18 protein-coding genes are annotated in these 19,280 nt (G+C 64.6%); 13 read left to right on the top strand and 5 right to left on the bottom strand.

All coding sequences use genetic code 11. From position 1 onward, the window contains the following. Window positions 1-150: 150 nt before the first annotated feature. Together THI_RS17455 and THI_RS17450 are read left to right on the top strand one after the other, a co-directional pair. Window positions 151-2,046 (top strand): potassium transporter Kup, encoded by a 1,896-nt coding sequence (locus tag THI_RS17455; RefSeq protein ID WP_041609064.1) that lies wholly within the window; start codon window positions 151-153, stop codon window positions 2,044-2,046. Window positions 2,047-2,153: 107 nt separating this feature from the next. Then, a complete protein-coding gene (locus THI_RS17450) occupies window positions 2,154-3,137 on the top strand; it encodes an AAA family ATPase (protein WP_013107570.1) in 984 nt (327 codons plus the stop codon). 3 nt (window positions 3,138-3,140) lie between these two features. Here the strand turns inward: THI_RS17450 and THI_RS17445 are convergent, their stop codons facing one another. The 4 genes from THI_RS17445 to THI_RS17430 all read right to left on the bottom strand — a co-directional run bounded on the left by THI_RS17445 (window position 3,141) and on the right by THI_RS17430 (window position 5,829). Continuing rightward, window positions 3,141-3,668: a TlpA disulfide reductase family protein gene (locus tag THI_RS17445; RefSeq protein ID WP_013107569.1), complete on the bottom strand. Its 528-nt coding sequence runs from the start codon at window positions 3,666-3,668 to the stop codon at window positions 3,141-3,143. 11 nt (window positions 3,669-3,679) lie between these two features. Next, entirely contained in the window at window positions 3,680-4,192 is a 513-nt protein-coding gene (locus tag THI_RS17440; RefSeq protein WP_013107568.1) for a copper chaperone PCu(A)C, read from the bottom strand. Window positions 4,193-4,237: 45 nt separating this feature from the next. Beyond that, complete coding sequence (locus THI_RS17435) at window positions 4,238-5,326, bottom strand: hypothetical protein (RefSeq protein ID WP_050986007.1); 1,089 nt, start codon at window positions 5,324-5,326, stop codon at window positions 4,238-4,240. An 89-nt stretch (window positions 5,327-5,415) separates the two neighbouring features. Then, window positions 5,416-5,829, bottom strand: a complete 414-nt coding sequence (locus THI_RS17430; protein WP_013107566.1) for a hypothetical protein — start codon at window positions 5,827-5,829, stop codon at window positions 5,416-5,418. A gap of 192 nt (window positions 5,830-6,021) precedes the next feature. Here THI_RS17430 and THI_RS17425 point away from each other — a divergent pair, with 192 nt between their 5' ends. Then, window positions 6,022-7,086: a homocysteine S-methyltransferase family protein gene (locus THI_RS17425; RefSeq protein ID WP_013107565.1), complete on the top strand. Its 1,065-nt coding sequence runs from the start codon at window positions 6,022-6,024 to the stop codon at window positions 7,084-7,086. Between the two features lie 117 nt (window positions 7,087-7,203). Further along, window positions 7,204-7,785, top strand: coding sequence for a hypothetical protein (locus THI_RS17420; protein WP_013107564.1), 582 nt, complete (start codon window positions 7,204-7,206; stop codon window positions 7,783-7,785). On the opposite strand, the gene THI_RS17415 is transcribed toward THI_RS17420, so the two are convergent. After that, window positions 7,766-8,551 carry a phytanoyl-CoA dioxygenase family protein gene (locus tag THI_RS17415; protein ID WP_013107563.1) on the bottom strand — a complete coding sequence of 262 codons (786 nt, stop codon included), beginning with the start codon at window positions 8,549-8,551 and terminating at the stop codon, window positions 7,766-7,768. The two genes, THI_RS17420 and THI_RS17415, sit on opposite strands and share 20 nt — an antisense overlap. Window positions 8,552-9,020: 469 nt before the next feature. On the opposite strand from THI_RS17415, the gene THI_RS17410 reads away from it, so the two are divergent. The 9 genes from THI_RS17410 to THI_RS17370 are packed head-to-tail and all read left to right on the top strand — an operon-like array spanning window position 9,021 to window position 19,280. Beyond that, window positions 9,021-10,415: an undecaprenyl-phosphate glucose phosphotransferase gene (locus THI_RS17410; RefSeq protein ID WP_013107561.1), complete on the top strand. Its 1,395-nt coding sequence runs from the start codon at window positions 9,021-9,023 to the stop codon at window positions 10,413-10,415. Window positions 10,416-10,422: 7 nt separating this feature from the next. Then, window positions 10,423-11,496, top strand: a complete 1,074-nt coding sequence (locus tag THI_RS17405; protein ID WP_013107560.1) for a glycosyltransferase family 2 protein — start codon at window positions 10,423-10,425, stop codon at window positions 11,494-11,496. Window positions 11,497-11,512: 16 nt separating this feature from the next. Beyond that, complete coding sequence (locus THI_RS17400; protein WP_013107559.1) at window positions 11,513-12,472, top strand: beta-1,6-N-acetylglucosaminyltransferase; 960 nt, start codon at window positions 11,513-11,515, stop codon at window positions 12,470-12,472. 28 nt (window positions 12,473-12,500) lie between these two features. After that, window positions 12,501-13,403, top strand: coding sequence for a polysaccharide pyruvyl transferase family protein (locus THI_RS17395; protein ID WP_013107558.1), 903 nt, complete (start codon window positions 12,501-12,503; stop codon window positions 13,401-13,403). A gap of 4 nt (window positions 13,404-13,407) precedes the next feature. Beyond that, the gene (locus tag THI_RS17390) at window positions 13,408-14,379 is read left to right on the top strand and encodes a glycosyltransferase family 2 protein (RefSeq protein WP_050986006.1); all 972 of its coding nucleotides are present in this window, start codon (window positions 13,408-13,410) and stop codon (window positions 14,377-14,379) included. Further along, the gene (locus THI_RS17385) at window positions 14,376-15,851 is read left to right on the top strand and encodes an MOP flippase family protein (protein ID WP_013107556.1); all 1,476 of its coding nucleotides are present in this window, start codon (window positions 14,376-14,378) and stop codon (window positions 15,849-15,851) included. Before THI_RS17390 ends, THI_RS17385 begins: the two co-directional genes overlap by 4 nt. Continuing rightward, window positions 15,848-17,080: a porin family protein gene (locus tag THI_RS17380; protein WP_013107555.1), complete on the top strand. Its 1,233-nt coding sequence runs from the start codon at window positions 15,848-15,850 to the stop codon at window positions 17,078-17,080. The genes THI_RS17385 and THI_RS17380 overlap by 4 nt, the downstream gene beginning before the upstream one ends. A gap of 38 nt (window positions 17,081-17,118) precedes the next feature. Then, complete coding sequence (locus THI_RS17375) at window positions 17,119-17,913, top strand: SLBB domain-containing protein (RefSeq protein ID WP_013107554.1); 795 nt, start codon at window positions 17,119-17,121, stop codon at window positions 17,911-17,913. An 8-nt stretch (window positions 17,914-17,921) separates the two neighbouring features. Next, on the top strand, window positions 17,922-19,280 hold the full coding sequence (locus THI_RS17370) for a Wzz/FepE/Etk N-terminal domain-containing protein (RefSeq protein WP_013107553.1): 1,359 nt from the start codon (window positions 17,922-17,924) through the stop codon (window positions 19,278-19,280).

Raw genomic sequence — 19,280 nt, 5'->3', positions numbered from 1 at the left:
AACGGTTGGCGAGGCAGCGGCACAATTGCTGCGACGCAAAACCAACAGTTGCAGGCCAGGCTGGGGCGCCGCGCGTGGAAACAAGGGAGGAATGAACTATCCTGCGACGCGCATCTTCCGGCGTCGCGGGCCTGGCCTCGCGCAATTCCCATGCAGACAGAAACGCATTCCGCGACCGAACACAAATCTGGTATGGCGGCCCTCAGCCTCGGCGCCCTGGGCGTGGTGTACGGCGACATCGGCACCAGCCCGCTATACGCCTTCCAGACGGCCTTCAGCCCCGATCACGGCGTGCCCTACAGCCCGGACAACATTCTGGGCGTGCTGTCGCTGATCTTCTGGGCGCTCACCCTGATCGTGCTGGTGAAGTATGTGCTGCTGGTGCTGCGCGCCGACAACGATGGCGAGGGCGGCATTCTGGCGTTGATGGCGCTGGTCATGCGCCGCTATGCCAAAGGCACGCGCGGGCGCACCGTGGCCATCACCCTCGGGCTGGTGGGTGCGTCGATGTTTTATGGCGACAGCGTCATCACCCCGGCGATTTCGGTGCTCTCGGCGATGGAGGGCCTAAGTGTGGCCACGCCGATTTTCAATGACTGGATCGTGCCCATCACCGCGGGCATTCTGGTGGCGCTGTTCGTGGTGCAAAAGCACGGCACCGCGCTGGTCGGGCGCTTTTTCGGCCCCATCATGCTGTTGTGGTTCACCGCCATTGGCGTGCTAGGACTGGCGCAGATCGTGCAAAACCCCGCGGTGCTGCTGGCGATCAACCCGTATTACGGTGCGGAGCTGTTCGTGCGCGAACCCGGTGTGGCGCTCATTTTGCTGGGCGCGGTGTTTCTGGTGCTCACCGGCGGCGAGGCGCTGTATGCCGACATGGGGCATTTCGGCCGCAAGCCGATTCAGCTCGCCTGGATCAGTCTGGTGATGCCCGGGCTGGTGCTTAACTACTTCGGCCAGGGCGCGTTGGTGCTGGCGCACCCTGAAGCCACCAAGAATCCCTTTTTCTATCTGGCGCCCTCGTGGGCGCTGTGGCCCTTGTTGGCATTGGCGACTGCCGCCACCATCATCGCCTCGCAGGCAGTCATCACCGGCGCTTACTCCATCACCACGCAGGCGATCAAGCTGGGGTATCTGCCGCGCATGCGGGTGTTGTTCACCAATGAGAGCAATCAGGGTCAGATCTACGTGCCCTTCATCAACTGGCTGCTGCTGATCTTCGTGATTCTGCTGGTGCTGAGTTTCAAAACGGCGGAAAACCTCGCGGCGGCCTACGGCATCGCGGTGAACATCACCATGATCGTCACCACCGCGTTCTGCTGGATGATCGCGCAGCACCGCTGGGGTTGGAGCGCCCTGCGGGCCAATGCGGTGTTCGGCTTGTTCGCGCTGATCGACCTGGCTTTTCTGTCGTCCAACGCGCTGAAGATCGATCACGGCGGCTGGTTCCCACTGCTGTTCGGCGCCGTGGTCTACACCCTGCTGGCCACCTGGAAGCGCGGCCGCACCCTGCTGCGTCGCCAGCTCGAAGAACATGCGCTCAACCTGCAGGATTTCGTCGCCAGCCTGTCCACCTATCCGCCCACCCGGGTGGAAGGCACGGCCATCTACCTCACCCCCAGTGCGACCACCGTGCCGCACGCGCTGCTGCACAACCTCAAGCACAACAAGGTGCTGCACGAGCGGGTGATTTTTCTTTCGGCGCAGACCATGGATGTGCCGCATGTGAGCGCCGAACAGGGGGTCAAGCTCACGCCAATGGACGAGGGCATCTACCTACTGCACGTCGAGCTGGGCTTCCAGGACGAGCCCGATATTCAGCGCCTGCTCAAGGAATGCGAACGGCTCTACGGCCTGGAATTCCAGTTGATGGAAACCTCGTTCTTCCTCGCGCGGCAGACCATCATTCCGTCCAAGCTGCCTGGCATGGCGCTGTGGCGCGAAGTGCTGTTCTCATGGATGAGCCGCAACGCGCAGGATGCGTCGGACTACTTCCGCATCCCGCCCAACCGCGTGGTAGAGCTGGGCACGCAAGTCGAGATCTGAGAGGTTTGTCACGGTTTGGCCTGTGGCGTGAGGCCGCGCGGCAACGGTGCCCTTGTGCGGAGCGGTCGTCGTGCCGATGATGCAGGCATGGTTGATGCTTCATCGCCGTGACCCACTCCCAGGAGGATGCCATGCTTGCCGTAGCCGCCTATAAAACCGTGTTCGATGTCAGTGAAGTGGAGCGCAAGCTTCACGGCATCGGACAGGATGGAAACGAGCATCTGCGAGGCACCTACCAGCGCATGCTGGCCACGGGCGGCGAGCGCCTGGCGATCAAGCCGCAGGACGCGCCCGAGATGTCGCCGCTCTGCGCCGAGCTGCCCAATTTCGGCGCGCCGCTGCGCGACATCCAGCGCAGTCTGGCGCTGTGCGCCGACAGCCGTGATCCGGTGGAAATCATGCCCATGCTGCTGCTGGGCGACCCGGGCATCGGCAAGACCTATTTCGCCCGTCGCGTGTCGGCGCTGCTCGGCACCAGTTGTGCGGTGGCGCCGATGAATGCGCTCACGGCCGGGTGGATTCTGTCGGGCGCGTCATCGCAATGGAAGAATTCGCGCCCCGGCAAGGTGTTCGACACCCTGGTGGGCGGCGAATATGCCAACCCGGTACTGGTGATCGACGAGATCGACAAGGCCGCGGGCCACGCGCAGTACGACCCGCTGGGCGCGCTATACAGCCTGCTCGAAGCCGATACCGCGCGCACTTTCACCGACGAATTCGCCGAAGTGCCGATCGACTGCAGTAGCGTGATCTGGATTGCCACCGCCAACGATGCCAGCGGCATTCCCGAGCCCATCCTGAACCGGCTCAATGTTTACGACATCGCCGCGCCCGATGCCGAGGGCACACGCCAGATCGCCGCAACGCTCTACCGCGAGATTCGCAACAGCCACGATTGGGGCGCCACCTTTCCCGACCAGCCCGACGCCGACGTGCTCGACGTGCTGCAGCAGTGCAAGCCGCGCGAGCTGCGCCGCCTGTTGCTGAACGCGTTCGGCGCGGCCAAGCTCGACCACCGCACGACGCTGGCGCCGAAGGATTTCGACTTCGAGCGCCTGCATCGGCAGTCGCGCATCGGTTTCATGCATTGATACTCAAGCCAACAGCGGGCCGACAACTTGCTGCAGCCGCTCTTGCGTCCACGCCGGGTGCGGATCGTTCCAGCCGTTATCGGCCAGACGGCCGTCGCGGTCGATGACAAAGCTCACCGGAATCCGCCAGATGCGGCCGTAGCCGGGCATCCACGGGCTGGGCAGCAGCCCGACGGGGAAGGACAGCGTGGCAGCGACGGCGCGCACCTGCGCCAGCCGCTCGGGCCCGTCCAGGCAGAAGCCCAGCACCCGCAAGCCCTGCGCGGCGTGGTCTGCCGCATAGCGCGACAGCACGGGCAGCTCTGCTCGGCAGGGGTCGCACCAGGTCGCCCAGAACGTGAGGATGACGACCTCGCCGCGCAGCGCTGCGGTAGAGATTGTCTGCCCGTCCAGGGTCTGCAGCACCGCGACCGGTGCGGGCTGGCCGACGTGTAGGCCAGCCGCCCGGGCCGTCTGCGAGCCCATGCCGAGCAGGCTCACGCCAAGGTATGCGCCGCGTTGCAGCAGGGCGCGCCGGGACCATGCGGTCATCGTCTGACGGCTCAGTGCCGCATGCCGTGCATGTGATCCATGTCCATGCCCTTCATGTCCCCCGGGCCCGAGGCGGTGGGTTTGCGCACCTCGAATTCGGCGGTGACCGTCTGGCCATCCGAGAACTTGAGCGTGACCGGCACCTTCTGCCCCGGCTCGATCCCCGGCTTGGGCTGCATCAGCATGATGTGATAGTCGCCCGGGGTGAACGCCATGCTTTTGTGCGGGGCGATGGCGATGGCATCGACGTGCACCATATTCGACATGCCGTTCTTGTTGACCGTCTGGTGCAGCATGACCATGCCGTATTTCGGGCTGGACGCGCCGACGAGCTTGATCTCCTTGTCGGTATCGTTGGTGACCTTGGCATAGCCGCCCGCAGGCAGGTTGGCCGGAAGCCAGCGGATCCAGGCGTCGGTGACCTGGATGCCCGCGGCGCAGGCCGAGCCGAGCAGCCCCAGGCTGAGCGCGCCCGCGGCCAGGCCGCGCCGGGCGGTGCGAGAGAAAAAAGCGTTTGAACGCATGGTGAACTCCGTTTGCGAGTGAAAGAAAGCAGAGATAAGCAGAGATTAAAACGCGGTACTGATTCCCAGGCTGGCCGTCCAGTGCGGGAAGAGCTGATAGCCGTCGAGGCGGCTATATACCGGCAGTTGCACAAAGCCGTAGGCTTGCCAGCCCTTGACCAGTGTCGCCGATAGGCCGGGGCTGAGGTAGGCCACGGTGCCCGCAGTATCCGCGGTGTCGGCCAGTGCGCCCTGGTCGTGGCTTTTGTGCGTGATGTTCACCTGCACTTGCGGCACAAAATCGGGGCGCGCCTCATCGCGCAGGCCAAAGCTTAGGCTGGCGAGGTTGCCCGGCCGGTAGTCCTCGCCCGGGGTGTCGAGCTTGTGCGCCACCGCCGCCTGAAATTGGCCGCTGACGAAGGCGTCGAAGTCCTGGCTGATGGCCTGATAGGCGTAGGCGCCGACGATCAGATCGGTGCTGCCCGTGCCGGGCTGCAGACTGGTGTCCACCAGTTGCCCGGCACTCGGCCCGCTGGAAAAAGCAACCGGGCTGCGCCCTACCGTGCCCGTGCCGTCGGCGTTCGGCCCGCCGTAGCGGCCTGTAGGCAACTTCAGTCCGAGCTGCAGCCCGACGTTGTGCGTGGGCAGCAGCCCCTGGTAGCTGCCGATGAGCTTGACGTCGCCCAGGCCGCGCAGCGTGGCGCCGCTGAGGTTGCCTGCCGTGATCTGATCCGGCGTGGCTGCGCCATAGGTGCTGTGGCTGCGGTCGATGTAGGGAATCTGCAAGTTGACCGACCAGTCGGCATTCGGGCTGTACGTCAGCCCCAGGGTGGTGTAGCGGTTGATGGTGTCGCGCTCGACTTCCTGCCCCGCGGCGGGGTTGAGCGCGGCCACGCTCGCCGCCGACACGCTGTGCGTACCCGTGCGGAGCTGGCTCTGGTTGATGTAGTCGGTCTGCAGATTGACCCGCCAACCCGAGGCGGCGGAATAACCCATGGCGGCGTCGGTACTCAGACTGCAGCCGCAGGTGGCGCAGGCGTGCGCAGACAAGGGAAAAGCCAGCGCCATGGCGCTGCAGGCCAGGCTGGCTGCGCGCAGGGCGCGCCACTGGGGGGCGGGCAAGCGTCTTGCCCGTGGGGAATGTACGCAAAGCATCGGAGACTCCTGTAGGCCCGCAGGGGCGGGCGGGCGTGCATGCCGAGCGCCGCGTGTGGCGAAACGCGCGGCGCGACTTGGAAAGCGGGTCAGGAGAACCGGGGTGGAGCGCGGGGCTGTTGCGGGGAGTGGGGCGGCGCTGCCGCGTACGGCGCGGCCCGGTAGGCAGGGCATTGTGCGACCACACCTGCTTTGCTGGGCAGGGCCGATGTGTCGGGCGCGGGCAACGCAGCCTGGGCGGACGCCGTGACCGCGGCTGCCGGGTTGAGCAGGACCAGCAGGCTGTGCGCGTGCGGCTGCGACGGGCTGTGGCGCGCGGGCTGTGCGCTGCGCGCCGACGCATCGTGGTCGGCGGCTGCGCTCGCGCAATACGGCAGCGAGATCCAAACGGCGGCCGGCTGCTGCGCCAACGCCAGCGGCTGCAGCATGAGCGCCGCGAGCACCACCCAGATCAGATGGGAGGCGCGGCGCAGAGTGGAAAACAGACGCGGCAGAAAGCGCATGGCGGTGGAGTGTCTGCTTTGCATCTTACGCAAACAAGCGCCGTCGCTGGCGATTTTGCGTTTGCGCAATACATTGCGGCTGAAATCTGATTCGGCGCAGCAGCACCCGCGGCAGCCCCGTCAGGCAGGCAGGCTTCGCACCGCGCAGATCAGGCCACAGGCACCCACCCTGCAAGCCTTTACCATGCAAGGATGCAGACCGCCCACCCACCCGCCCCCAAGCCCTACACCCGCGCCGCCCAACTGCCTGCTCTGCTCAAGCAACGCATCGTCATCCTCGATGGCGCCATGGGCACCATGATCCAGCGCTTCAAACTCAGCGAAGCGCAGTATCGCGGCGAGCGCTTCAAAGATTGGCCGCGCGATGTGAAGGGCAATAACGAACTGCTCAGCCTGACGCAGCCGCAGATCATCCGCGACATTCACGAGGGCTATCTGGCCGCGGGCGCCGATCTGGTCGAGACCAATACGTTTGGTGCGACCACGGTGGCGCAGGACGATTACGGCATGGCCGAACTGGTGGACGAGATGAACGAAGCCTCGGCCCGGCTGGCGCGCGCGGCCTGCGACAAGTTCAGCACCCCGGACAAGCCGCGTTTCGTCGCGGGCGCTCTGGGCCCCACGCCCAAGACCGCGAGCATCAGCCCCGATGTCAACGACCCCGGTGCGCGCAATGTCGATTTCGAGACCCTGCGCGCAGCCTATGCCCAGCAGACCCGCGCCCTGATGCGCGGCGGCGCCGACGTCATTTTGGTGGAAACCATTTTCGACACCCTCAACGCCAAGGCGGCGCTGTTCGCCGTCGATGAAGTGTTTGAGCAAACCGGCGAGCGGCTGCCCATCATCATTAGTGGCACCGTGACCGACGCCTCCGGGCGCGTGCTGTCCGGCCAGACCGTGACCGCATTCTGGGCCAGCGTGCGCCACGCCCAGCCGCTGGCCATAGGGCTGAACTGCGCACTGGGCGCCGCCCTCATGCGGCCCTATCTGCAGGAACTCGCCAAGGCCGCGCCTGATACCTTCATCTCCTGCTACCCCAATGCCGGCCTGCCCAATCCGATGAGCGACACCGGCTTCGATGAAACGCCCGAAGTGACCTCGCGGCTGCTGCACGAGTTTGCGGCCGAAGGTCTGGTGAACATCGTCGGCGGCTGCTGTGGTACCACGCCCGAGCACATCGCCGCCATTCAATCGGCGGTGAAAGACGAAGCCCCGCGCGCGCGCCGCCGTGCCGGGTTCTATGCCGACGCGGACTGATTCACCTTTGCCCGGACTGATTCACCTTTGCCGTGACGGGCATTGCGCCGCAAGCAGCGTCTTGCCGGGCGTGCGGGCAAAATCGCGGCACCGTTCGAGCCCTAGAGGAGACATGAGATGCAGTTGCCCGATATCCGCGTTGGAGACCGCTGGGTGTTCGTCACCCGCACGCAGGAAGAAATCGAGCGTGGTGACGCCGGTCTGGTGCTGGCCAATCACGTCACGCAGATCGGGCCGAATGGCGAGGTGCATGTCGAAGTGCAGCGTACCAACAAGGCCGACGCGCCGGTGCTGAAAAACATCTATTCCAAGCAGTTCGACCTGCTCTCACGCGAAATCGTGCCGGGCGAGGCGATTAAGTACAGCCCGGCGTTTCCGCAGTTCGACTTTCCGCTGAGCGTGGGCAAGAACTGGAAAGACACCATCACCCAGAGCCAGCCCGATTGGGAACTGCACACCCGGCTGGGCGTGAGTGTGAGCGTGGAGGCCGAGCAGACCATTACCGTGCCCGCGGGCACTTTTCACGCCATTCGCCTGCAAGGGCACTACACCGCCGCGCAGGCCACGGTGATGACGCACTACTGGTACGCGCCGGCCGCCGGGCGCGCGGTCAAGGGCATCGAGGACACGCTGTCGATCAACGGTGTGCGCACGAGGTTGATTTACGAGCTGCAGTCGCTCAATCGGCTGCGGGGTTGAGGTTGAGCTGACCCAGTGCCCGAGCCTTCAGCCCCAGGGCACGGAAGTAGAGTTTTTGCGTGACAGTTCGCGGACGGGCAAACTGCAGAATCCACGCGGTTCTCCCTTCTGGTGATGTGTTGGGCCCGCTGGCGTGCAGCAGGTGAGGGTGGTGCGCGATGGCGCCTCCTGCCTGAATGGGTACGTCCACAGCGGTGCTCTGGTCGAAGCCGCTGGCCATTACGTAGTGGGTATTGCGTTCACCGGGGATGGTGTCGTGCGGATAGCGCTGGCCGCCGTGCGTGTTGGGAACGTAGCGCATGGCGCCTCCGTGAAGCGCCACGTCGGCCATCGGAATCCAGAAATGCACACGGTGCTTGCAGCGCCAGGGCTCGACTTTTTCGTAATAGCAGTCCTGATGCCAGAAGGTGCCAGTGCCCACGCCCCCAGGCTTGCGGATGACATGCTCGAATACGCATTCCACCGGCATGTTCAGCAATTGACTGGCAAAGCACTCACAGCGTCGGTACACCTCGGTGAAGAGCAGCCGCGGTTCGCGCTCTGTCGTGCGTAGGATTTCTACTGAGGTGGCCTGACCGTCGCGCTGCTGTGTCCAGTCGTCGGGCCGAGCGGCCTGATGCGCAATGTAGAGGCCGTCTAGCAGACGCTCTACCTCAGTCACGGCGTTGCGGGGAAACAGCCCGGGCAGCGGCACGAAGCCGTCGCGCTGCCAACGGTTGCGTTCATCAGGAGTGGGCGCGCGGCTCGAGATGGCGTCGGTTGTCATGCACTCTCCTGAGACCACAATTTGGAGGCCTCTGCGTGTGAGCCAAGATAGTGTGCACTTAGCAAATTCCGAACCCGGTTTGTCGCGACGCTAGGCGGCTGTCACCCTGCGAATGCTGCACTGCAGCAGTGCGATGATGCGCGGCACCGGGGTGCCGGCGCACCGCTACGGTGCGCAACTGCAATGCAAATTACTTCGGCAGGCCGATTTCGGCAGTGCTTCCGTCTGCGTGTTACCGAGCTGCCCGCATGCCCGGCTCCTGTTCGGCCATTGGGCAGATTCCCGCGTTTCATGGGGGCGCTTTGCACCCAGCCGACTCGATGGCCTGGGAATTGCATGAGCGATGGTGAAAACGTCGCATCTGCGGTCGCATCGGCAAGAAATTGCGCCGGCGGCTAGGCATAGGCGACCGGTACGTTCGACGCAGTCCCGGTCGGGCGCATTGTCATACTCAGCGAGGGGTCGAATCATGGTGCGTGGGGCAGTGCAGTCCTCTTACGACAACGCTGAAATCCTGCTGCGTGCGGTCGATGTGTTATTCATTGGCGGGCTGCTGTACGGCAGCATGCTGCTGGTCGGCAGTGTTGCGCCCGACCACACCTTTTTATTGATGACTACTGCGTTGCTGTACTTCCAAATCAGCGCGCGGTTCTGGAATCTATACGGTTCGTGGCAACTTCTGCCGCTGCGCGAGGAGATGCGGCAGCTCGCCATCGTCTGGCTCGCTGTGCTATCGGCGCTGTTGATCACGGGTTTTGCGTTGCATGTCACCTCTGACTATTCGCGGCTCGCGCTGGGCACCTGGTCTCTGAGCGTGCCAGCCTGCATGCTGGGGCTGCGTGCCTATCTGCGCCATCATGTCGAGCGAAATGCGCGTAAGGGGATCGACATTCGCATCCTCGCCTTCATCGGCGCCAACCGCACGGCAGAGCGCATCGCGCGGCACTTTCACAGCCGCTTGTGGTCCGGGTTGCGGGTTGCGGGCGTGTACGACGACCGCGCTGTCAAGCGGCTGAACTTGCAAAGCCTTTCGCTGGTGGGCAGCATCGACGATCTAGTGCGCGACGCCCGCGAGGGCAAGGTGGACTTCGTGTTCATCACTCTACCGATCTGCGCCGAGCACCGGATCGACCAGATTGTGCGCGACCTCGCCGACACCACAGCCTCGGTATTCATCGTGCCTGATGCCTACATTTTCGAGCGCAACCATGCCAACTGGCGCGAGGTGGCAGGCCACCCCATCATCAGCGTGTACGACACGCCGTTTTTCGGCATCAGCGGACTGCTCAAGCGCCTCGAAGACGTGGTCGTCTCCAGCCTCATCCTGTTGCTGATTAGCCCTTTGTTGCTAGCCATCGCAGTCGCTGTGCGCGTGACCTCGCCCGGCCCGACAATCTTCCGCCAGCGGCGCTACGGGCTCAATGGCCAAGTGGTGGAGGTTTGGAAGTTCCGCAGCATGACCGTGACGGAAAACGGTGACACCGTGGTGCAAGCCACCCGCGGCGACCTCCGCGTCACTCCGCTGGGGGCCTTCCTTCGGCGCACTTCACTCGATGAGCTGCCGCAGTTCTTCAATGTGCTGCAGGGGCAGATGTCCATCGTCGGCCCCCGGCCGCACGCGGTGGCGCACAACGAGCAGTACCGCGCGCTGATCCACGGCTACATGCTGCGCCACAAGGTCAAGCCAGGCATCACTGGCTGGGCGCAAATCAACGGATGGCGCGGCGAAACCGACAGCGTGGACAAGATGGAGAAGCGCGTGGAGTACGACATGCACTACATCCGCAACTGGTCTCTGGGTATGGACCTGCGCATCATCATCGCGACGGCCTTCAAAGGGTTCCGCGGTCAGAACGCCTACTGAGGACATCGTGGCCACCTTTGACATCCTGCTACCGGTGAAAAATGGCGCGGCCTATCTGGCCGAGGCGATCGATAGCATCCGCGCCCAGACCGTTGCCGACTGGCGCCTGCTCGTCCTCGACCACGGCTCTACCGATCACACTCTGGAGATCGCCCAGTCCCGCGCGCTGATCGATCCCCGCATCCGCATCCACTGCCTGCCAGATGCCCGCGGCCTGTCCGGCCTGCTCAACGCCGGACTGGCGCTGTGCGACGCGAAGTACGTGGTGCGCCACGACGCCGATGACATCGCGCTGCCCGAGCGTCTGCGCCATACTCTGGCGGGTTTTGCCGCGCACCCCGAAGTGGTGGTGGTGGGCGGGCAGCTCACCAATTTTGATGACCAGGGGCGCACCCTGGGCCAGCACCCGCTGCCGCTTGAGCCTGGCCGCATCGCCGCTGCCATGCTGTTCTGCAACCCAGTGGCGCACCCAACCGTGGCCATGCGGCTCGACCGGCTGCATGCGCTGGGTGCGCGCTACGGCGTGGAATTCGGCAACGGACAGCCGCCGCGGCCGGTGGCGGAATTCGAGAATCTGGTCGAGGACTATTTCCTGTTCGGCCAGCTTGCCCTGCTTGGCATGGTGGCCAACGTGCCGCAACGGCTGATCCGCTACCGCGTGCACCCCGGCGGTGTGGGCCGCAAAAAATTCGTGGCTCAGATGGCGGCCTCACAAAGCGTCTCTAGGCATCTGGCTGCGCGACTGAGCCATATGGTTGGTGCCGAAACCTTCGACCCCACGCCCTTCTGCAACCATGGCGGGATATTGTTCGACTTGGGCGCCCGCACCAACTACAGCGAGGAGTTCAGCGCCCTGCGGGCCGCCCTGCTGCGCATGGACGCGGAGCCCGCGCAGATTCAGCGCGAACTGCGCTATCGCAGCATTCTGGTCAACCGCAACCGCGCCGCCCTGCTGGCCCGATACGCCCTGTTTCGCGCCAGTCACCGCCCGTTGATGAACGAGCACACCACCGTCAAGCTCCACCTTCTTGGCCGCAAAGGTCCGCAGGCGCAACTGAGTCCCGCGCTGGCCGCGGCCTGATCCCACGGAGCCGCTCATGGACATCGCCTACCTCATCCTCGCGCACGATCAGCCCGCGCATCTGCGTGCCTTGATCGACCGCCTGTCCACGCCGGACAGCCATTTCTACGTCCATATCGACAAAAAATCTCGGCTTACCGACTTCAGCCTGCCGGATGCCCCGCGCGTGCATATCCTGCAAGACCGTGCGCGGGTGTTCTGGGGCGACTACTCCCAGGTCGATGCCATTGTGCTGCTGATGCGCGCCGCGCTGGCGCAGCCCGGACAGACACCCCCGCGTTTCGTGCTGCTCAGCGGCGCGGACTATCCGGTGCGCAGCAACGCCTTCATCCACCAATTTTTCCAGGGCCATGCGGATCTGGAATTCATCAATCTGACGTCCATGCCGTCGTTGGATGAATCGAAGCCCCTGTCTCGGTTGACGACCTATCAGCCGCAGAAGACGTCCTCTCGTGTCATTAACCGGCTGATGCACAGCGCCCAAGGAATGGGGTTGCTTCCCCGGCGACGGGATTTCGGGCCCGTTCTCGGCAAGATGCAACCTTACGGCGGGTCAACGTGGTGGGCCTTGACCCGCTCTGCTGTGGCGCATGTTCTTGAATTCATGGACGAGCATCCCGCCTATGTCGATTTCTACCGCAACACTATCTGTCCGGACGAGTCGTGTTTCCACACCATTCTGGGAAATTCGTCCCTCTCAGCGGCCATTCGGCCCTGCCTGACCTACACCGACTGGAGCACACGGCGCCATCGCCCTGAACCGTTGACCCTGGCGCATGCCGAATTCCTGACGCGACACCCTGAGCGCCATCCGAGCAAGACCTGTCCGCAGGCTCAACCCTTTCTTTTTGCGCGCAAATTCGGCGTCGAATCGCGAGAACTGCTGCATTTGCTTGATGCCAAGCTCGATAGCGAAATCGCATCTTCGCTGCGAGACACCCCCCAGCCCCGCCCGGTCCCCGCCCTGATGGGCTGAACAGCAGCCGATACGGAGCCTCCCGACCATGGAACTCTATGCTTATCGCGGCGCCAGTCCGAACTTCGGTGACGAGCTGAACCATTGGCTCTGGCCGCGCTTGCTCGGCGAGGTGTTCGACGGCACAGGCGACCTGTTCATCGGCATCGGCTCCACCATCATGACGGGCTTCAGTCCGAAGCGTCGCAAGGTGGTGTTCGGCGCTGGGTATGGCGGCTACACAGAACCGCCTGAACTGGATGCATTGTGGGACGTGTATTTCGTGCGCGGCAAGCTCAGCGCCACCGCGCTGGGCCTGGATGAGGACAAGGCCATCGGCGATGCCGGCATTCTGATCCGCAGTCTGGGCATTGTCCGGCAGGCTGTACCGGGTTCGGTCGCTTTCATGCCTCATTGGGAAAGTGTCTGGCCGGGGCGATGGGAGCAGGCTTGCCGCCTGGCCGATGTGCAGTTCATCGACCCAACGGCGCCAGTGGACACGGTGCTGGCAGCGATTGCGGGCGCCGAATTGCTGCTGACCGAGGCCATGCATGGCGCCATCATTGCCGACAGTCTGCGCACGCCCTGGGTTGCGGCCTCGCCTGAACCGAAGCACCGTATGAAGTGGAACGATTGGGGATCGGTCCTCGGCCTGCACATCGACTGGGCGCATCTGCCGCGCAGTTCGTGGCTCGAACAGGCGCAACGGATTGCGCCGCGGGGCAGCGTGCTGGCCGGTCAGTTGTCGGCGCGCCGTCGCGCCACGTCCACCTTGCGCGATCTCACGCCGACATGGTGGGTCGAACGTGCGGCCCATCACCTGCACAAGCTGGCAACGACGCATTCACCCCGGCTCAGCAGTGACGCTGCTCTGGACACGGCGCATGCGCGCATGCGGGAGCAGCTCGGTCATTTCGTGCGACGTGAGGGCATCGGCCGCGTGCTGGTGTGACACCATGGACGCCAGCACACGCAATCCCCTCGGAGCCGAGATGCGCTCTGAGCCCAATGCGCCCTTCTTCAATGCGCATTGGGCCGGGGCCGAAGTCATCGAGATCAGCGTGGTGATCTGCACCCGTAACCGGGCAAGGCAGCTCCACGCTTGCCTCGAGCGCTTTGAACGCCAGCGCACGACCGTGCGCTGGGAACTGCTGATCGTCGACAACGCCTCGACCGACGACACCCGCGCCGTCGCCGACGCCTTCATCGAGGGACTTGACGTGCCCGCCGGCACCCTGTTCGAGGGCGCGCGCGGCAACGGCGCCGGGCGCAATGCTGCGCTGCCTTGGGCGCGCGGCGCGGTCATCGGCTTCACCGATGACGACTGCTACGTTGCAGACGACTATGTGGAGCAACTTGCTCGTACCTTTCGCGAACATCCGGTGGACTACATCGCCGGGCGCATCTTGCTGTTCGACCCGGACGACGCGCCGGTGACCATCGCTGAGTCCACCATCCCGTTTGATGTACCGGGTAACCGCCCGGTGCCCGGCGCCTTCGTTCAGGGCGCCAATATGGCCTTCCGCCGTGAGCCTTTGCTCCGCCAGGGGGGGTTCGACCCGGTGTTCGGCGCCGGCGCACGCTTTGCAGGGGAGGACTGGGAAGTTGCCATGCGGGTGAGCGATGCCGGCGGCGCCGGCCGCTATGAGCCCAACGTGCTGGTCTGGCATCACCACGGTCGCAAGGCCCCAGACGTGCCCGCGCTGTGGCGCTTCTATCTCATTGGAGAAGGCGCGATGTACGCCAAGACCCTCCTGCACAGCCGTTTCAAATGGGCCGCCTTCAAGATGCTGCTGATCGCGCTGCGAGCGCAGTACACCTGGCGTCCAACTCGGCCCTTCTTCTTTCTCGTGCGCGGCTTCGTGCAATACCTGGCTCTGCAGATGCGGCTTGGCCGCCGTGCGCGTTCCGGCGCCGCCATGTCATGAGCAACAATCCGCCCAACCTGAAGGAGCAGGCCTACTCTGCCGTGCGCTGGACTGCGGTGTCAGCGGCCACCGGGGCCCTCGTGCAACTGCTGCAGGTGGTGATGCTCACCCGCATCCTCACCCCGGCGGATTACGGCATCATGGCCATCGTTGCCGCAGTGCTGACCTTCCCTTGGGTACTCAACGGCACAGGGCTCAACAGTGCCTTCATCCACCGTCGCGACGTCACCGAGGGCGAGCGCTCCAGCTTGTTCTGGGCTGGGGTGTTGTTCGCGCTGTTTCTGGGCGCGGTGGTGCTGGCGCTCGCGCCGTTGATCGCCTGGCTGTATGGCGACGCGCGGCTGCTTCCTCTGCTGGCGCTGTCATCGGCCACCTTTCTGGTCAGCGGCGTGGGCGCGCAGTTTCGTATGAACGCCGAAAAGCACCTGCGCTTCAAGCCCATGGCGGTGATTGAAACCCTCGCTGCAGCGGCCAGCATGGCCGTGGCTGTGCTCGCGGCGTTGAACGGCGCCGGGCCCTACACCTTGGTGTGGTCCAGTCTCACCGGTGCGGTGGTCAACAGCGGGTTGGCGTGGCGCTACCTCTCGGCCGACTGGACGCCACGCTGGCACCTGTCTTGGGCGGAGCTAAAGCCCTATGTGCATTTCGGCCTGGCTGCGGTGTCCAGTGCGCTGATCAGCAACCTCAACCGCAGCCTGGACGTGATGATGCTGGGCAAGTTCGTCGCCCCCGCTGATCTCGGTCTATACAGCGTGCCGCGCAATTTCATGAACCAGATGCAGACCTTCGTCAACCCGATCCTGTCGCGGGTGGGGTTTCCGCTGATCGCCAGCGTGCAGGCTGAGCGCGCCCGCGTGCGCGCCATCACCCTGTCCACCCTCAATTTGGTGGGCGCCCTCAACGCTCCGGTTTATGTCGGTATGGCGTTGTTCGCCGATCCGCTGGTGCGAGTTCTGTTTGGCGGCGAATGGCATGGCACCGGGCATTTGCTCGCCATTCTGGCGGTGGTGGGCTATGTGCGCGCGATGTTTAGCCCTATCCGTGATCTGATTCTGGGCGTAGGCCAGGCCGGGCGTGAGCTGCGTTGGAACCTGGGCATCCTGGCGGTTGTCTTGCCCGCCATCGTCGTTGGGGCGCAATTCGGGCCGCAATGGCTGGCGCTGTTGCTTGCAGCGGCCACGCTGGGTTTGCTGGTGCCGGCATGGATGGCTATCTACCATCCGCTGGCAGATATTGCCGCAGGCGAGTTCGCAATGCTGGTGTTGCGCCCGGTGGGACTGGCGGCGCTGAGCATGGTTCCCGCGCTGCTGCTGGCGCAGCAGGTTGGTCCGCCGCTGTTGCAGTTGCTGGTGGGTGCGGTGGTTACCACCCCGCTTTACCTACTGCTCAATCTGCTGGCAAACCGCTTTTTCGTTGATGCCTTGTTGCGGCTGCTGCTGCCCCGCCGTGCTACGGCGGACACACCGGCATGAACAATCCAGCCCGCCAGCATCCCAGTGCAGTACTGCGTCCACCGGTCGTTTCCGCAGCGCTGGTGCTGTTGGTCATGGGCGCCGCGCAAGCTGCTGAGTTCCCGCCGCCCTGGACGCCAGAGACTCCGGGGCTCCATCCGGTGCTGCAACTGCAGCACACCTGCAGCAGCAATCTGTTCGGCCTGAGTAGTGGTGCTGCGGCACAAGCGAAGTTTGGAGACGCGCAACTGTCCGATTGCTGGAGCGCCGCGCAGGCCGGGGTGCGCTATGACGACGATGGCGTCGTCGGCCGTCTGCACGGCCACGCGATCATCGGACGAACGCGATACCAGCATTACCACGGCCTGGACTACACCGGCCACGACGTGGCGCTGGGCTACGAACTGAACCACACGCCAAAGTGGAATCTCTACCTCGGCGCCAGCGACACGGCGACGCTGCAGAACCTCCTGATCTTCCAGGCCCCGCTGAGCGATGTGGTGCGCCAGCAGGTACTCAGCGCGGGAGGGGCGCGCCAGTTGTATGGGCGTCTGGACGGTACGCTGGATGCAGCGTGGATTCGCGTGCGCAACGGCACCGCCAGTCAGCGGCCCTATGACATGAACATTGCCCAGATGCGTGCCGGACCGCGCTACACCAGTGCGGCGGGCAACACCCTGGCATTCACCTTGGGCATGCAGCAGGGCCGTTATCCCAACGCCGCGCTGCAGGTCGGCGGCACGCCCCCGGCCAACTATCGCCAGATCGACGGCACAGCACGCTTCATTTGGTCAGACGGTGCGTTCTGGCAGTTGGGCGGCTCGGCCGGTTATCTGCGCTATCGCTCCGATGGGCTGGCCGCGCGCGACTTCAGCGGCGTGATCGCCGACATCGCTGTCAAGCGCGCCCTGACCGTGGACACCACGCTGCAGGGTGCGCTCTACCGAAGGTTGGTGCCCTACAACACGCTGACCACTAGCTACCAGGTGCTCACCGGGGCGTTGATCGGTCTGTCCTGGCAGCTCAACGCCACCACGCGGTTGCAGGCCGATTACCGGCGAGAGCAGGCCACCTACCCCGGTACGCCACGGCGCGATCACATTCACGCCACCGACTTCGTGGCCAGCTACCAGCCGCGCCCGGGCACGCAACTTGCTCTGCGTTATGCACTGAACAACCAGACTTCTACCGCCGCCAATAGCAGCTATTCCAGCCACGATCTGAGCCTCGTCCTCAAGCAAGCTTTTTGACCCATTCTGATCTAACCCGCTACGGAGACCGAACCGCCATGCGCTTCCGCCCTTTGTTCGCTCTGTTCATCGCTCTGATCGTCCTGCTTGCCGCGCGCGCGCAGGCTGGTGAGTATCTGCTTGGCCCCGGAGACATTGTCAGCGTGACCGTTTACGGCCACCCCGAACTGCAGGTGCCCGCGGTGCAGGTGGATGCGCAGGGTCAAGTGGTGCTGCCGCTATTGGGCTATGTGCCGGTGGGCGGTCTGAGTGCCACGGCGGCGAGCAAGGCGGTGGCGGCACGCCTGAAGGAGGGCGGCTTCATCCTCAAGCCCTACGTCAACCTACTGGTGGACAAATACTTCAGCCAGCAGGCCGTGGTGCTCGGCGCCGTGAACAAGCCAGGCAAGTTTGTGCTCGATAGTGGCAGCCGCGTCACCGATCTGCTGGCGCAGGCCGGAGGCATCGGCCCGACCGGGGCGGACAGCGTCATCCTGCAGCGCTCGCAAGATGGCAAGCGCACCGACACCACGATCCGCCTTGACGCCCTGTTTGCAGGGGGCTCTGCGCCCGACCCGGTGGTCAGCGCGGGTGATGTGCTCTACGTCCCGCAGGCGCCAGTGTTCTACATCGAAGGCGAGGTCAACAAACCCGGGGCCTACCGCCTGGCGCCAGGCATGACGCTGCTGCAGGCCGTGGCGCTGGGCGGCGGGCTCACGCGCCGTGGCACGCTCAGCGGCGCTTCCATTCACCGCGCCGGCGAAGGCGACAAGACAGCGGTGCAGCGCGGCGCCGGTGCCGATACGCCGATCCGCGCAGACGACGTGATCGACATCGGGCAAAGCCTGTTTTAGGAGCTGTCATGGACCTTCAGGGATTGATGCTTACCTTGCGTGCACGCTGGCTGGTCATCGCCGCGTTAGCCTTCATTGCGGCGACCACGGCCGGCGTCACCACGAAGCTGCTGCCAAAGCATTACGTCGCTACTGCGCAAGTCGTGGTCAACAGCCAGTACGTCAACCCTGTCACCGGGGCGCAGATGCAGGGCATGCTGATTCCAGCCTATCTCAACACCCAGACCATGATCTTGACCAACCGAACAACCGCGCTTCAGGTGGTCGACGCCCTGCACCTCGCAGATGATCCAAGCTGGAAGGCGCAGTACGCCGCAGTGGCCGCCAAGCTCACGCCTGGAGCGGGCAGCCTGCGCGAGTGGATCGCGCAAAGCCTGCTGTCCAAGTTCAAAGTGGGCGCCACCGACCGAGACAACATTATCTCGATGAGCTACACGGCGGGTCAGCCTGAGCAGGCTGCGCGTGTGGCCAATGCCTTCCTCGATGCCTATCTGCAGACTAATCTGGCGCTGCGCACCCAGCCAGCCGAACGCACCGCTCAGTGGTATGCGGCGCAGCTCAAGGCGCAGCAGGCCGAGGCCGAGCGGGCGCAGGCACGGCTGGTGGCGTATCAGAAACAGCACGGTGTCCTCCTCACCGAACAAGACCCGCAGGCGGCGGCGCCGCTGCAGGCGCTGGCCGCGCAGCAGGCAGCCGCCGCGGCGCTGAACTATGCCGACACATCGCGCGCCCAGATCGCCGCCAACAGTAGCGCCGAAATCATGCGTGACCCAGTGGTGCAGTCGCTCAAGACTAGTCTGGCACTGGCGCAGGCCCGGCTCAGCCAGCTCGCACAAACCGAAGGTCCGAATAACCCGCAATACATCGCAGCGCGAGCCGAGGCCTCCAGCCTGCAGTCCAAGCTGGAGCAGCAGATTGCCACCATGCAAAGCACGGTGCAAAGCACCGCGCAGGTCTCGCGCCAGAGCATGGCCGACATGCAGGCTGCGGTGCGTGCGCAGCAGCAGCGCCTCATCTCCGACAACACCCTCAAGGCGGAAGGCCAGTTCCTGGTGCAGCAGGCCGCCAACGCGCAGAAGCTGTACGACGCGACACTGCGCAGCTACCAACAAAGCCAAATGCTGTCCAAGTCGGACCAGACCGATATCACCGTGTTGAGCCGTGCCGTGCCGCCTCTTGCTCCATCGGGACCGCGCGCCTTGATCAGCGTGGCGCTGGGCGCGGCGCTCGGCCTCATTCTCGGCATTTCCCTGGCTCTGCTGCTGGAACAGTTGCAACGCAGGGTGCGATCGATGCAGGAAGTCATCGACCTCACCGGCGCCCCGCTGTTAGGCGCCGTGCAGATCCGCCCCCTTTTGCTGCGCTGA

The sequence above is a fragment of the Thiomonas arsenitoxydans genome (genome assembly GCF_000253115.1).
GTDB classification, from domain to species: domain Bacteria; phylum Pseudomonadota; class Gammaproteobacteria; order Burkholderiales; family Burkholderiaceae_C; genus Thiomonas; species Thiomonas arsenitoxydans.
Note: the sequence above shows the minus strand (reverse complement) of the source record. Positions and strands in the feature narration are given on the sequence as shown.

What these genes read in the sequence shown, in the direction of transcription:
- THI_RS17455 (WP_041609064.1), top strand. Translation starts at nt 151, where the DNA reads ATGCAGACAGAAACGCATTCCGCGACCGAACACAAATCTGGTATGGCG.
- THI_RS17445 (WP_013107569.1), bottom strand. Translation starts at nt 3,668, where the DNA reads ATGACCGCATGGTCCCGGCGCGCCCTGCTGCAACGCGGCGCATACCTT.
- THI_RS17440 (WP_013107568.1), bottom strand. Translation starts at nt 4,192, where the DNA reads ATGCGTTCAAACGCTTTTTTCTCTCGCACCGCCCGGCGCGGCCTGGCC.
- THI_RS17435 (WP_050986007.1), bottom strand. Translation starts at nt 5,326, where the DNA reads ATGCTTTGCGTACATTCCCCACGGGCAAGACGCTTGCCCGCCCCCCAG.
- THI_RS17430 (WP_013107566.1), bottom strand. Translation starts at nt 5,829, where the DNA reads ATGCGCTTTCTGCCGCGTCTGTTTTCCACTCTGCGCCGCGCCTCCCAT.
- THI_RS17425 (WP_013107565.1), top strand. Translation starts at nt 6,022, where the DNA reads ATGCAGACCGCCCACCCACCCGCCCCCAAGCCCTACACCCGCGCCGCC.
- THI_RS17420 (WP_013107564.1), top strand. Translation starts at nt 7,204, where the DNA reads ATGCAGTTGCCCGATATCCGCGTTGGAGACCGCTGGGTGTTCGTCACC.
- THI_RS17415 (WP_013107563.1), bottom strand. Translation starts at nt 8,551, where the DNA reads ATGACAACCGACGCCATCTCGAGCCGCGCGCCCACTCCTGATGAACGC.
- THI_RS17410 (WP_013107561.1), top strand. Translation starts at nt 9,021, where the DNA reads ATGGTGCGTGGGGCAGTGCAGTCCTCTTACGACAACGCTGAAATCCTG.
- THI_RS17400 (WP_013107559.1), top strand. Translation starts at nt 11,513, where the DNA reads ATGGACATCGCCTACCTCATCCTCGCGCACGATCAGCCCGCGCATCTG.
- THI_RS17395 (WP_013107558.1), top strand. Translation starts at nt 12,501, where the DNA reads ATGGAACTCTATGCTTATCGCGGCGCCAGTCCGAACTTCGGTGACGAG.
- THI_RS17390 (WP_050986006.1), top strand. Translation starts at nt 13,408, where the DNA reads ATGGACGCCAGCACACGCAATCCCCTCGGAGCCGAGATGCGCTCTGAG.
- THI_RS17385 (WP_013107556.1), top strand. Translation starts at nt 14,376, where the DNA reads ATGAGCAACAATCCGCCCAACCTGAAGGAGCAGGCCTACTCTGCCGTG.
- THI_RS17380 (WP_013107555.1), top strand. Translation starts at nt 15,848, where the DNA reads ATGAACAATCCAGCCCGCCAGCATCCCAGTGCAGTACTGCGTCCACCG.
- THI_RS17375 (WP_013107554.1), top strand. Translation starts at nt 17,119, where the DNA reads ATGCGCTTCCGCCCTTTGTTCGCTCTGTTCATCGCTCTGATCGTCCTG.
- THI_RS17370 (WP_013107553.1), top strand. Translation starts at nt 17,922, where the DNA reads ATGGACCTTCAGGGATTGATGCTTACCTTGCGTGCACGCTGGCTGGTC.